Below are 14316 nucleotides of genomic sequence, written 5' to 3'. Positions count from 1 at the left end.
AGTCTGCAACGGCTGTGCATCAATAATATTAACTAACGATCGCCCGCATCCGATTTGCCCATCCTTAATTTTATGATCGAACTTCTCTATACCTGGCTCGCAACGACTTTCACCCTGACATTGCCTGACTTTTCCCAATCGGTGGTAGCTGGAACTGCTAATTGCATCATTTGTGTGTCTTACTTTGCCATCGCCTGGATAATCAGCTTAGGTTTGTGGCGAAACCGTCAATTCGGGTTCGACATCTTCGCCACAGCCACAGCAGCCATATTTTGGAGCTGCGCTTTCGGCCACAGCGGCCACGCCGCCGAATACCTAGGGCTGCCACACTCTCCGGTGGCACAAAGTGTGTTCGATTGGATAACTGTAATGGCGGCACTCGTTTTTTTGAGTTTGTCCAACCGCTACGGATTCTTAGTAGGTTCCAAGCAAATCCTGAGCTCTAAAAAAGAAACAGAACAAGCACTGAGCGAAACTACCCAGCAATTTCACGCAATTTTTGACCAAGCTTTTCAAGCGATCGCATTATTGGAGCCAGACGGTACTCTGATCGAAGCAAATCAGACGGCGCTAGAATTGGGCGATTTCCAAGCATCAGAACTGCTGGGGCTGAAATTTTGGCTGACACCAGGGTGGGCATCATCTCCAACCAATCAGCAGCGCCTAAAAACAAACATTAAACAAGTCTCTGCCGGCAAGTTTGTCCGCGAAGAATACGAAATCACCGGCCCCAACAACCATGTGACAGTAATTGACGTGTCGTTTAAGCCGCTGTTAAATGAAACAGGAGAAGTATTTCAAATCCTCGCCGAAGGCCGCGACATTACCCAGCGCAAACAGACAGAAGCCGCATTGCAGCAGCTAACCGCAGAACTAGAGCAGCGAGTGAATGAAAGAACCGAGCAGATCCTGCAAACTAACGCCCAATTGGAACAGGAAATTCGCGATCGCACCGCAGCCCAAGAGCAATTAAAAGCCTCAGAACAATTCTTAAACAACATCCTCAACAGCATCCCCGACCCGATTTATGTCAAAGACCAACAGCACCGCTGGATCATATTAAATGATGCCTTTTGTCAATACCTCGGTCATAGCAGAGAAGAACTAATTGGCAAATCCTACGACCAGTTCTTGCCCAAAGAGGAAGCAGAGAAATATCGAGAAAAAGACGAATTAGTTTTGTTGACAAATACCAGCATCGAAGTCCAAAAAACCATTACAGACCCAGCAGGAAACACCCGCTTTGTCTCCGCCAAAAAATCTACCTTTGTAGATGCCGACGGCAGACAATTTCTCGTTGCCGCGATTAGAGATATCACCAATCGCGTGGAAATGGAAGAACAACTGCGGCAGACACTGGCAGAAGTAGAAAGCTCCCAAAACTTGCTGCGAACAGTCATTGATGCTACGCCAGACTGCATTTTTGTCAAAGATCGAAACTTGCGCTACACCCTAGTCAATGCTGGTTTCGCCGCCGCCTTCGGCAAAACTCAAGCAGAAATTATCGGCAAAGACGACGCAGAAATCGGCATATCGGTCGATCGAATCTTCGCCAACTTCCACGCCGAAACCGATTCCCAGAACCAAATCCAAAACTTCCGGGCCGACAACCACCTCGCGCCTGCCTCCAACGACTTAGCCACCTTAGCCGACGGCAAAGTACACACCTTCGACACCCAGAAATTGCCCCTCAAGGATGCAGAAGGCAATATTTTAGGAATGCTCGGCTTGGCGCGCGACATCACACAGCGCCGCAAATCTGAACAAGAACTATTGCGTTTCAAAGCAATTTTAGAAACCACAACAGACTGGGTAGGCATCGCCGACACCCAACAGCGCACCATTTATATCAACCGCGCAGCCAGAGAAATGTTGGGAGTTGGCTCTGACGCAGATTTAACCGGAATCAGCATTTCTGACCTGACATCCCCCAAAAGTATCGACACTGTTGTGAACGTCGGCATCCCCGCAGCTTGCCGGGACGGGGTGTGGAGTGGCGAGACAGTTTGGCAGAGTTTAGACGGCGAAGAAATACCAGTTTCTCAAGTAATTATTGCTCACAAATCCGAGAAGGGAGAAATTGAATTTCTCTCAACGATCGCCCGCAACATTACAGAACGCAAGCGCGTAGAACAAGCCTTGCAGCAGAACTTGCAAATGCTCGACCTCGCCAGCGAGGCCTTGATCGTTCGGGATATGGACGGCACGATTAATTATTGGAGTCAGGGAGCCGAACGGATGTACGGCTGGACAAAAAAAGAAGCCTTGGGGAAAATCAGCCATACTCTATTGCACACCATTTTCCCCCAGCCTTTAGCAGCTATTTCGGCACAGTTAGAAGAGCAGGATTATTGGGAAGGAGAAGTAATTGACACCACCAATTCTGCTACCAAAATTACCGTATTCAGTCGCTGGAATTTGCAGCGAGACGAACAGGGAAAACCGAAAGCAATTTTAGAAACTAACAACGACATCACGGAGCGCAAGCAAGCCGAAATCGAAAAGCAAAGATTGATTTCGCTCGTAGAAAGTAGCTCGGATTTTATCGGCACGGCCACCATGGAGGGAGAGGCAACATACCTGAATGTCGCGGGAATGAAACTAGCAGGATTGCTAAATATTGAAGAAGTCAAAAGCAAAAGTATGTATGACTTCTTCTCAGTAGAAAATGGTAAAATTTTCAAAGAAGAAATCGTGCCGGCTACTGTGCGAGACGGTTTTTGGCAGGGTGAATTCCGTTTGAGGAACTTTCAAACCGGCGAAGACTTTCCGGTTGACTTCACCCTATTTACAGTCAAACACCCAGAAACCGATGAGCCTATGGGGTTCGCAACAGTTACTCGCGACATCAGCGATCGCAAACGCGCAGAAGAGATGGTGCGCGATCGCGAAAGACTATTCCGAGCCATTTTCGACCAATCGTTCCAATTCATAGGTCTGCTCAAACCGGACGGCACCGTTTTGGAAGCCAACCAAACAGCCTTGGCCGCCGCAGGCCTTCGGAGCGAAGAAATCATAGGCACTCCGTTTTCCGAAACCCTGTGGTGGCAGATTTCCCCGGAAACCAAGCAACAGATACAAGAAGCGATCGCCGCAGCCGCAGCCGGCGAGGTAGTCCGTTACGAAGTGGATGTGCTAGTTGCCAACGGTGCAGTGGCGACCGTTGACTTCTCCATCAAACCCATTACAGACGAGAGCGGCAAAGTCTTGATGCTCATTCCAGAAGGCCGTGACATCAGCGATCGCAAAGCCCTAGAACGAGAATTAGTTGTGCGTCAAAGTCGCTTTGACGCATTTTTCGCAGCCGCCCCCACCTCAATGTGTATTTTTGACGAGCAGTTGCGCTTCGTGCAAGTCAACGAGAAATTAGCGGCAACCACCGGCGTCTCAGTTGCCGAACACTTCGGTAAGACGGTGAGGGAAGTTCTACCCGAAATGAGCGATACCCAAGTGCCGATGTTGCAGCAGATTCTCGCCACCAACCAACCGTTGTTAAACCTTGAGGTGTCGGGATCACTCTTCAACGAACCGGGCGTCCTGCGAGATTGGCTGGCGTCATACTTTCCTTTGCCCGGATCTGACGGCAAACCCATCGGTATCGGGGTTGTGGCGATCGAAATTACCGATCGCAAAAAAGCAGAAGTAGAGCGCGATCGATTTTTTACCCTTTCCCTAGACTTGGTTTGTATTATAGATTTTGAAGGCAAATTCAAGCGCATCAATCCGTCTTGGGAAAAGACACTCGGCTACGCGGCGCTTGAACTCGAAGACAACTATTATATCGATTTAGTCCATCCAGACGATCGCCAATCAACCCTCGAACAAGCGGAAAAAGTAGCCAGCGGCTCCGAATTAAAGTCTTATGAAAATCGCTACCGTTGCAAAGACGGTTCCTACAGGTGGCTGTCGTGGAAAGTGCGACCTGAAACCGAACAAAAGCTCATGTATGCAGTCGCTCGCGACGTTACCGAAAGCAAACAGGCACTTAATCAATTACAAGAAACAACAGCCCAATTAGCCCGATCCGAAGGCCAATTTCGGCAGCAAAGCAATCTCTTGCAACTGCTAATAAACAGCATTGGCGACGGCATAATTGCTGCCGACGAAAATAGCAATTTTCTTTTATTCAACCCCGCCGCCGAAGATATCTTTGGCAAGGGTGCGACAGACACTCTTCCCAACGAATGGTCGGCAAAATACGGTTTATTCTTGCCCGATACCGTAACTCCCTATCCCCCAGCCGAAATACCTTTAGCGCGGACGGTTCGAGGAGAAGTAGTTGACGATGTAGACCTTTTCACCCGCCACGCACGCAAGCCTGACGGCGTGTGGGTGAAAGTTAACGGTCGGCCGCTCAAAGACGAAACGGGGGCGCTTAAAGGCGGCGTAGTCGTTTGCCGCAATGTCACCGAACAAAGAGCATCCCAGCAGCGAATGCAGCAGTTGGCCGAGGCACAGGAACGTTTGCTGCAAGAACTCAAAACGCGGCAAAATGCCCTAGACGAATCGGCGATCGTCAGCGAAACTGATCTCCAAGGCATCATTACCTACGTCAACGACCGATTCATTGAAATCTCCGGTTACAGCATGGGAGAACTCCTGCACCGCAACCACCGCCTCGTCAATTCAGGCTACCATCCCCAATCATTTTTTGAAGAAATGTGGGTGAAAATTTCTCGCGGTTTGGTGTGGAAAGGGGAAGTCAAAAACCGACGCAAAGATGGCTCGTTTTATTGGGTAGATTCGACGATCTCCCCCATCTTTGATACCAGCGGCCAAATAGTCAAATATATCGCCATCCGCTTTGACATCACCGAGCGCAAAGAGGCAGAAGAACGACTAGGAAAATTGGCAGCAGAACGTAAAGCTGAAGCTGATTCTCTGACGCAGCAAGTCCTTAAATTGTTGGGAGAAATTAAAGGCGCGGCTCAAGGCGACTTGACAGTCAGGGCGGAAGTGACTAACGACGTTTTAGGTGCTGTCGCCGACTCTTTCAACTTCTTAATCGGTTCTCTGCGGAAAGTGGTAACAGGAATTCAAACTTTAGCCGAACAGGTAACATCTGCCACCGGCGAGTCGATTAATAATACCAGTCAACTCACCCAACAGGCAGAAATTCAGGCAGCAAAAATATCTGCCATCATGCGCGAAATCGAGCGGATTGTGAATTCGATCCGTGACGTGCGAGATGTTTCGGTGCGGGCGGAAACAGTGGCTCAGCAGTCTTCTCAAACGGCTGAAGTCGGCGGTATGGCGGTCGATCGAGCTGTCGAAGGCATTAACGGGCTCCGGTTGACGATCGCCTCTACCTCGAAAATGATGAAGCGTTTGGGCGAATCTTCGCAGCAAATTGGCAAAATTGTGACTTCGATTTCTCAACTTGCTTCGCAAACTAATTTATTAGCTTTGAATGCTACTATTGAGGCGGCGCGAGCCGGCGAACAAGGTTTAGGCTTTGCAGTTGTTGCCGAAGAAGTGCGGAAATTAGCAGAAAGATCCGCCGGCGCTACGGAGGAAATCTCGGAAATTGTCGGTACAATTCAAGAAGAAATCAGCCGCGTGATGAAGGCAATGGAATCCGGGACGCTGGAGGTAGTGGAAGGCACTAAGCTAGCAAGCGAAGCTAAAACTCACCTCAATGCCATCATCGAAGTTAGTCGAGAAATGAATGCTTTGGTGCAGAATATTACTATTGCATCTGCCAAGCAAACTGTTTCGGCTGAGGGAATTGCTAACAGTATGCAGCAAGTCAACGAGATTGCGAATACTACCGCACAAAAAGGTGCGGATGTCAAAGCATCTTTGGACGAGTTGTCTGGTTCTCTGGGCCAATTGCAAAAGTCGGTGGCGAATTTCCGCAGTTAGTTATTCGTCATTAGTCATTAGTCATTGGTCATATTAAATCCGGTTAAATACCACAATTCTGTAGGGGCGGGTTCATCAAAAATCTTGAATTATTACCGACAATCTGCATAAACCCGCCCCCTCTCCCAACGCAAAAAGTGCGCTCGCATTTCTGTCGTTGGGGCAAGAAACCGGGTTTCTCCGAAAAATTTGGGTTGAGTACGATAAATCTAGGAAGAAACCCGGTTTCACCAGATTATTTGAGTGGTGCGGGTTGAAATGAACCGGACATAATCTAAGAACTGACTAATGACTAATGACTGCTAACCAATGACTAATTTAATATGAATGATGACGATTTAAACGAATTAATAGATGCTTTTACCGCAGAATGCGAAGAGTTTCTCCAGTCAATGGAGACGAATCTGCTGGCGATGGAAGCTGCGGGTTTGAAAGAGCGACAAGCGGCAGTTAAAGAAATGTTTCGGGCGGCTCACTCGATTAAAGGTGCGGGTTCGATGTTGGGCTTTCAAAACGTGTCGGCGGCGGCTCACACGCTGGAGGACTGTTTTGTCATTTTGCGCGATCGCACAGACTTGGCGGCCCTGGAACCGACTACTGTGAGTGTTTTGCTGCAGGGGGTGGATGCTCTCAAAAAGATTACGATCGAATCAGTTCAACACTCCGATGTCACAACTCCGGATCAAACCGAAAACTTGGAGGCGATCGCCCGAATTTTCTCGGAATTCCAGGCCAAGTACGGCAAGTCAGAACAGCAGCCAGTCCTCGCAGTCAGCCAATCGCCCGCCCCGGAAACCCTGAAACAGATTTTTGAACACCAAGTGCCGACACTCTTCAATCGCCTAGAAACCGAGCTTTCCCAAGCTTCCGAGGCAGATTTGGCAACAAGCGTCACCGCCCTCAACCAGGTTTACTACCAACTTTCCGGTTTGGCTGGAATGCTGCAATTGCCGGATTTTGGCAAAGTCGCCGCAGCCCTCAGAGATTTGATTGACTCTCCCGACTTGACTGTACAACGGTTGCAATCCCACGGTTGGGCGATCGCCCAAAACTTGCAAACCGCACGCCAACAAATATTGGAAGGAAGGGCGATCGACATCCCCGAAATCTCCCCCACTCCCCCCGACTCTCCCTCTCCCACTCTCCCCCTCTCCCCCTCTCCCACTCTCCCCGAAATCTCCCCCTCCCCGACTCTCCCAGTCCCCAACCCGCAAAGACCGACAATCCGGGTAGACTTAGAACGCTTAACTGAATTGGTGAATCTAGTCGGGGAATTAGTCATCAACCGTACAAATTTAGAACTTCAAGAATCCGAACTGCGCGGCGAAGTCAAGCGCATCCGCCGCAGTATCGTAGATTTAAACCAATTCGGCGGTCAGTTGCGAGAAGAATACGACAGACTGAGCTTTGCAGAGTGGAGAGGGGGAAACGGAAACTCTGGAGTGGGAAAACTTGCAGCAGAAACAGAATTCCCAATGATTGCTAACGGCAAATCCTCTCCGGTTCATGCTCACTTCGATATCTTAGAGATGGATCGTTATACAGAGTTCCACTCGACAGCCGCAGAAGTCATCGAAACTGCCCAAGCAATTTCTCAATCCGCCACCAAATTAGACACCTTAGCCATGAAATTCGAGCGCAGTACCGACCAACTGCGCCGCATTACCGAACAACTACGCAGCCGCGTCATGCAGTTGCGAGTCGTAAGTTTCAGTCGCGCCGTCGATCACTTGCCCAGAGCCCTGCGGGAGATGTGCCTCACATACGATAAAGATGTCAACCTGCTGCTAGTGGGAAGAGATACCAAAATTGACGAAAGTTTGCTCGATGCTTTGCGCGACCCCTTAATACACTTAGTGAGAAACGCTTTCGACCACGGCATCGAAATGCCAGAAGTTCGGAAAGCAAGCGGCAAGTCGGCCAGCGGTCAAATAGAAATAGAAGCCCGCCACCAAGGCGGCCAAACTATTATTACTGTCGCCGATGACGGCAAAGGCATTGACCCGGAAATGATTCGCCGTAAAATTGTCACAAAGGGTTTGGCGACGGAGGAACAAGCTCAAGAATTTTCCATTGCCGAACTCTACGATTTTCTGTTTTGGCCGGGTTTCAGCACTACAGAAGGGGTCAGCGACCTTTCGGGGCGGGGAGTAGGACTCGACGTGGTGCGAACAAATTTGCGGACTGTGCGGGGGACTGTGAAGGTAGACTCTCGCCTCGGAAAAGGTACGAGTTTTATTATCAAACTGCCGCTGCTGCTGTCGATTACTGATGCTTTGATGGTGAAGACAGATCACAATAAAATAGCAGTGCCGCTGGATGCAGTCGAGGAAATTCTGCACATTAAAGCCTCGGAAGTTCACATTGCCGGCAATCAACCAATGCTGTGGTGGCGGGAGGAATTTATTCGTTTGGTGAGAATGCAAGATTTGCTCGAATACAGCGTCGTCGGGCCGGATGCCCCCTCTCCTGATCCTTTGACCCAAGAGGAAATTCCTGTCCTGGTTTTGGCTTCTACCGAAGGAATGCTGGCGGTGGCCGTGGAACGGCTGATCGGTCAGCAGGAAATTGTGGTTAAACCTTTGCCGCCGCCTCTATCCAAGCCTCGCGGCGTTTTGGGGACTACGATTTTGGGGGACGGGCGCGTGGTGAATATTCTGGATGTGGATGATTTGGTGGGCCAACCTGGGGTAAATAGTTCGATCGCCGCTGTCTCCGGTAAAGTGCAGGAGATGCCGGCGAGTTCGAGTCAGTCACCGCAGATTTTGGTAGTGGATGATTCCTATACAATTCGCCAGTTGTTGTCTCTGACGCTGACTCGTGCTCGCTACCGGGTGGTACAGGCTAAAGACGGTGTGGATGCCCTGGAAAAGTTGCAAAATGGTCTTGATTGCAGTTTGGCGATCGTGGATATTGAAATGCCTCGGATGGATGGATTTGAATTGTTGCGATCGATCAGATCGACCGAGCGGTTTGCTAAGATTCCTGTAGCCATGCTGACATCCCGTAGCGGGGCAAAACATCGGCAAATGGCAATGGAATTAGGCGCAAATCAATATTTCACGAAACCTTACAGCGAAGCCCAACTTTTACAAGCTATCCCCAAATTAATCCACCAATCAATAATTTAATCCACCATCTCAAATTTGCTATCAAATAATCTCTAATCTCAAACAAAACTTAGGCAAAAAGTAAGTGAATACGCGAATAATAGTGGAAACTACGCACCCGACTCACCTACTAAAATCGAATAATCTAAAATCTAAAATCCAATAATCTTCAATCTAAAATCTAAAATCTAAAATCGAATGACTCACGCCAATTACAATCGCCGCTTTCGGAGCAACAAACAAGCCACTGTTAGAATTGCCCCTAAAAAATTTGTTTCGTTTGAATTGGGGAACGTCTACTATGCTGTTCCTATAGAACGAGTGCTGCGTATTGTTAAAGACTTTACTCCCTACGGTTTTTTAGAGAGCGGTCAAAGTTTAGTGCGACACCAAGAAGAACTAATTACGCTGATTAGTTTATCTAAAATATTTCCCAGCATCCGGACTATTCCCGACAACAACTACCTGATTGTTTGCAGTTTAAATAAGAGCGATCGCCTGGGAATTCCGGTTCCTAATATGCCAAAAATCTTGGAAATATCCGAAGAAAACTTCTGCGAAATTCCCGAATTGTACCGCCAAGATCAACTCCCTAACGCCGTAGAAAAGTTAATTCGATCGCCAGACGGTACAGAAGTTTTTTATCTAAATTTAGATCTATTTAACTAGAGGATATAATCAGAGTTTTCTGATTGAATATATCGCCCTTTTTTACTCTGTGTTCGCAATCCCTGACGGCTAGCTATATTAACCGCCATGCAATTAAAGCTGCTGTTTTACCTTTGGCCGCGATCGGTTCGCAAGGTTCCACCGTTAGATGTTGTGACATCCTTTGATAAACAGCATCAGAAATAGTAATCGCACCACCAGGCGTGGCACTTTCTAAGCGTTTGGCTGTATTGACAACATCACCAATCACCGTATAAGTCCGAACATCTTCACCGCCAAATAGCCCTTCAATAACGCTCCCGCAATGCACCCCGCATCCCGCACCAATTCCATATAATTCAAGCATTTCTAAAGCAGCTTTACTCATAGATTTAGCCGCAGCAATTCCCTGCTGTGGCGTAGCATAAATCGCCATAACTTCATCGGCTGTAAATGTTATTCTTAAAGGCTGAAACTGAGAAGCTGATGGTTCAACACAGCGGTAATATTCATTGATAACCGCTGCAACTGTCTCAGGAGAAGTTTTTTCGCACCAACTTGTAAAACCGCGAATATCCATAAATAAAATCGTGCGATCGCACTTTTGAAAAGCCAAACCTGCTGGATTATTAAGCGCTGTGTCTACTACATGACTTCCCATTCCCCATTCTGCCATATTTCCCAGTAGTTGAGCAGTTTTTTGTAGCTGCTTTCTCTGTTTGACAAGCTGTACCGACTGCAACCCTAAAAGCAAACCGATAAACACCATACTCCAACTAAGAAACCAATGCGTTGCCGTCCCCGCAAATGTCACAATTAATTCGAGATTAGCAATTAAATATTGAGATTTCATCCCAATCACAACATAAAAAGCTACCACCATCAGAGCCCTTACCAAACTTTCCAGTGGAATCAGCCAATAATCAATACCCTTAGCCCAATGGAATCGCAATCCTTGCAAAGTAGCAATCATCAGAGAAAATAACCAAAAGACAATGTGACTAAAATTTTGGAAAAAATCTAGCCCGTCTATCGGCACATCAATCAGCGTATAAATACCAACGCAGATCAGGTTTCCCCAAAAACGGTGGCATTTCGAGTTCGACAGATACCAAGCCTGAACAAGCATTGCTACTATCAGTAAATATTCAGTTGGATCTGTGATAAATTTGAAGAAACCAGCTAATATCAAGTCTGATAAACTCTTCAGAATTAAAAAGTGACCGCTGTTACTTAATACTTCACTGAGAAATGCACTGGTGCGGCTTCCTTGTAGCCGACTGTCCCATACATTTTTTGAGTTTAGACTTTTTTTTGCCGTTTCAATACCTCTATTCATCATCTTAATTAAAGGTCAGTGACCAGATAATTATTGTATACCAGTTCCCCAAAAAAGATGCAACTGTAGAGAGGATTCAAACCACGATCTTCATCAGTCATTCCCGAAAAAAAAATGGTATTAGCTATCTTCCTCTGTTGTTTGCGGGCGACGTTTCCGAAAAATACCAGTCATATTGATTCCTGTTACCAGCAGCAAAATCGCACCAATACCCACAAAAAGCACATAGATTGGCATCAAAAAATCTCCCAAATATTCTCCTTGGTGGATATTCAAAAAAACTTCTCCTACCTCTTTCGGCATCTTAAACCAGCTTCTGCCAACTCGGTAGATTACACCTGTAACCGTACTGACTGCTAAAGGCAAGACAATAATCGGTGTAGCAATACGGTGAACCTTACGAAAATCAAGTTTAGCACCTGGTCTTTCAGGGCGTGCGCGACCAAAAAATTTGGTCATCGTCAAACCAGTGACTATCAGCCCAATCACTCCCAAAGCCAGCAAAAGCACATAAAATGGTCTGAGTTCCTTTCCGAGATAGCTTCCTTGGTGAATTACCATAAAAATCTCGGCAGCATCATCTTCTATACCAAACCAACTTTGTGCGAGCCGATAGGTAACACCAGTTAATGCACTCAATAGTAAAGGGATAAAAATAATCGGTGCAACTTGGCGGTGAAGTTTGCGAAAATTAAGGCTAGCCATCTATTTATTCTCCTATTTTTTAGAGGTTTTGTTGTTGACAAATCAGATAGTCTTGGACGCACGGGTAGGCAGAAACCGGGTTTTTGCGAAAATATTTCGCTTTTGTATAGTTTTGGACTAACGGGTAGGCAGAAACCGGGTTTTTTTGCGAAAATATTTCGTTGTTACCCGCAGATTCGGTAAAAAACCCGGTTTCTTTGGTCGAAGTGGGTAAGTCCTGTTGTGAGAAACCCGGCTTCGGCGCAAATCCTAGCATTATGAAAAAGTGAAATCAGTCGCGTTAATATTTCCAGCATTAACTCCTTTCAACACTGCCAAATATTGACCCGTACTTGCTATCTGTAACAGAGTATCGCTAGCATAAATTCCAGTTCCTTGAGTGATATTAATGTTAGAAATTCCTAAGCCATCTTTCAACTTCAGTATGTCTGCGCCTTTTTGAAAGTCCGTGATGATATCAGCGAGATCGAAAATATTTGCAGCCCCTCGCCCTTCCAGCTCAAATAAATCCAAACCCATGCCGCCGGTCAGAATATCTTTACCCTTCCCTCCATCAACGATATCATTTCCTGTACCGCCGCTAAGTGCGTCAAAACCCTTGCCGCCTTCTAGTTTATCATTGCCATTGCTGCCAGTCAGAACATCATTGCCCTTGCCTCCTTTTAAAGCAATATTATTGCCAAGAATTCCTGTCAAGCTGTCATCACTATCTGTACCTTTAATTTCATTCTCGTAGAAATGGCCGTCACTTTCGTATCCATAATTACTAACACTCCCTGAAGTACCAGTTTGATAACCATTTTGGTATCCATCATCGCTGCTACTACTTATGTACCCAGAATTGCTGTCACCATTTTTGTATACATCATCGTTGCTACTACTTGTGTACCCAGAATTGCTGTTGCCAATGTTGTAACGGCTGTCATCGCCACTTGTGTACCCAGAATTGCTGTTACCAATGTTGTTACCGCTGTCATCGCCACTTTCGTAACGGCTATCATCGCCACTTTCGTAACGGCTGTCATCGCCACTTTCGTAGCCAGAATTGCTGTCACCACTTTCGTAACGGCTGTCATCCCCACTTTCGTAGCCAGAATTGCTGTCACCACTTTCCCCACTTTCGCCAATTGAGAGTTGGTATCTCTCCGATGATACTCGATCGACATCGATAGAATTGTCTTGTGTCACATAAGACTGTCCCACGCCTGTCCAAATTTTAGTTTGGTTGCTCATCTGTTAGATCCTTGTTGTTTAAGTCATCTACAATTACTGTGACAAAACAAAGTAAAGAACTCGGAAAGACCTAAAATGTATTTCATCCGCCTCCAAAACCTCCTAAATAGTCCTGGACGCACGACATCTATATCTCGTGTGAATGTAGGGGCAATCCCCCGTGGTTGCCCTTATCCCTTGGTCTCTTGCGTAAGTCCTGCTCAACCTAAACGTCAGCCCATTTTCGCAGCAAATTAGCAATGCTTTTGGATAGCAAGTCAAACTCCGCTGTCTTTCCCGACTTCTGAAAAAGGGTATCGCGAACCGTATCCAAATCAAAGAGAATTTCTCGATTATGAGCATCCCGAACTAAACTCTGCACCCAAGTCACCGCCGCTAGTCTTTCACCTTCAGTTACAGGTTCCACCCGGTGTAAAGTTGTAGTAGGATAAACAACCATTGAACCAGCATCAAGTTTAAAAACTTGTTCGCCTTGGGTACTTTCAATCACTAATTCCCCGCCCGTATAAGTTGCAGGATCGCTGAGAAATAGAGTGAGAGATAAATCCGATCGCATTAGTTCTTCATCTCCCATAATCGCATTATCAATATGTGTCCCGTAGTACATTCCTCCTTGATAGCGACTAAACATAATGGGACGAATTGCTTTAGGGCGCGCCGCTATTTGGAATAAAGAATTGCGTTTTAGTGCTTGATTGACTAAATTTCTGAGTTCCTGAGTTGGAGCCGCATCATTTTTTAGTTGAGAATTATTTTTTACTTGTTGGGCGTACCAACCTGCTGTTAACTTCCCATCGACAAATTCAGCATTTTTTAGGCGATCGACAATTAATCCTAATTCCTCTGAAGTCAGAAGATTTGCCATACAGATAATCATTTTGGACACTCCTACAGGTTGCTAATGGACTCGCATTGTAGCAGCAATAAGGTAATGTCTGTGCAAACAATTTTTAGATATTTTTGGTTCTTTCCGAGTTCTTTACTTTTTTTTGGGATAGTAGCAGTAATCACCCAGAATAAGGCTTTTTGAAAGATGCAAAATAAAACTAAGATTTGGCTCGGCATTGGAGCTTGCGTTTTAACATCTGTAGCTGCTAGTGCGATCGCATCCCAGAATGATAGCAGTGTTAATCAATTTTCCCCTATTTCTCTTTTAAGTAATGCTGCTAATTCATCGATGAGCAACAGCAAGCCGGTTAAACCGATCGTCTTAATGACTAGCCGTGGCGGCGAACAAGGAGAAAGCGGCGAAGGAAAAAAACCAAAACCCCGGAAAAAAAGTAGTTTCACTTCTGAACTTTACTTGACAGATAGTAATGTCACAATGACAGCTTCCAGGGGCGGGGAAAGTGGAGAAAAAGGTGAACAAGGAGAAAGCGGTGAACAAGGAGAATCTGGGAAGAAGAGTTAAGGTTT

Annotated in this window: 8 protein-coding genes; 4 read left to right on the top strand and 4 right to left on the bottom strand. The window is 46.5% G+C overall.

Translation table 11 applies throughout. The features are described from left to right. Positions 1-72: 72 nt before the first annotated feature. The 3 genes from QUB10_RS05840 (at position 73) to QUB10_RS05830 (ending at position 9644) form a co-directional block, all read left to right on the top strand. The gene (locus QUB10_RS05840; protein ID WP_333200384.1) at positions 73-5865 is read left to right on the top strand and encodes a PAS domain S-box protein; all 5793 of its coding nucleotides are present in this window, start codon (positions 73-75) and stop codon (positions 5863-5865) included. A 323-nt stretch (positions 5866-6188) separates the two neighbouring features. After that, positions 6189-8996 (top strand): hybrid sensor histidine kinase/response regulator, encoded by a 2808-nt coding sequence (locus QUB10_RS05835; RefSeq protein ID WP_333200382.1) that lies wholly within the window; start codon positions 6189-6191, stop codon positions 8994-8996. Between the two features lie 177 nt (positions 8997-9173). After that, positions 9174-9644, top strand: coding sequence for a chemotaxis protein CheW (locus QUB10_RS05830; protein ID WP_333200380.1), 471 nt, complete (start codon positions 9174-9176; stop codon positions 9642-9644). Between the two features lie 73 nt (positions 9645-9717). On the opposite strand, the gene QUB10_RS05825 is transcribed toward QUB10_RS05830, so the two are convergent. The 4 genes from QUB10_RS05825 to QUB10_RS05810 all read right to left on the bottom strand — a co-directional run bounded on the left by QUB10_RS05825 (position 9718) and on the right by QUB10_RS05810 (position 13777). After that, complete coding sequence (locus QUB10_RS05825; protein ID WP_333200378.1) at positions 9718-10962, bottom strand: adenylate/guanylate cyclase domain-containing protein; 1245 nt, start codon at positions 10960-10962, stop codon at positions 9718-9720. 120 nt (positions 10963-11082) lie between these two features. Next, the gene (locus QUB10_RS05820; protein WP_333200376.1) at positions 11083-11667 is read right to left on the bottom strand and encodes a PepSY domain-containing protein; all 585 of its coding nucleotides are present in this window, start codon (positions 11665-11667) and stop codon (positions 11083-11085) included. Between the two features lie 255 nt (positions 11668-11922). Next, positions 11923-12900: a calcium-binding protein gene (locus tag QUB10_RS05815; RefSeq protein ID WP_333200374.1), complete on the bottom strand. Its 978-nt coding sequence runs from the start codon at positions 12898-12900 to the stop codon at positions 11923-11925. 205 nt (positions 12901-13105) lie between these two features. Continuing rightward, positions 13106-13777, bottom strand: a complete 672-nt coding sequence (locus QUB10_RS05810) for a Fe2+-dependent dioxygenase (protein ID WP_333200372.1) — start codon at positions 13775-13777, stop codon at positions 13106-13108. 156 nt (positions 13778-13933) lie between these two features. Between QUB10_RS05810 and QUB10_RS05805 the strand changes: the two genes are divergently transcribed. After that, positions 13934-14311, top strand: a complete 378-nt coding sequence (locus tag QUB10_RS05805; protein WP_333200370.1) for a hypothetical protein — start codon at positions 13934-13936, stop codon at positions 14309-14311. The last annotated feature ends 5 nt before the right edge of the window (positions 14312-14316 follow it).

Origin of the sequence: Microcoleus sp. B5-D4, from assembly GCF_036705145.1 — a bacterium.
In the GTDB taxonomy this organism is placed as follows: domain Bacteria; phylum Cyanobacteriota; class Cyanobacteriia; order Cyanobacteriales; family Microcoleaceae; genus Microcoleus.
Note: the sequence above shows the minus strand (reverse complement) of the source record. Positions and strands in the feature narration are given on the sequence as shown.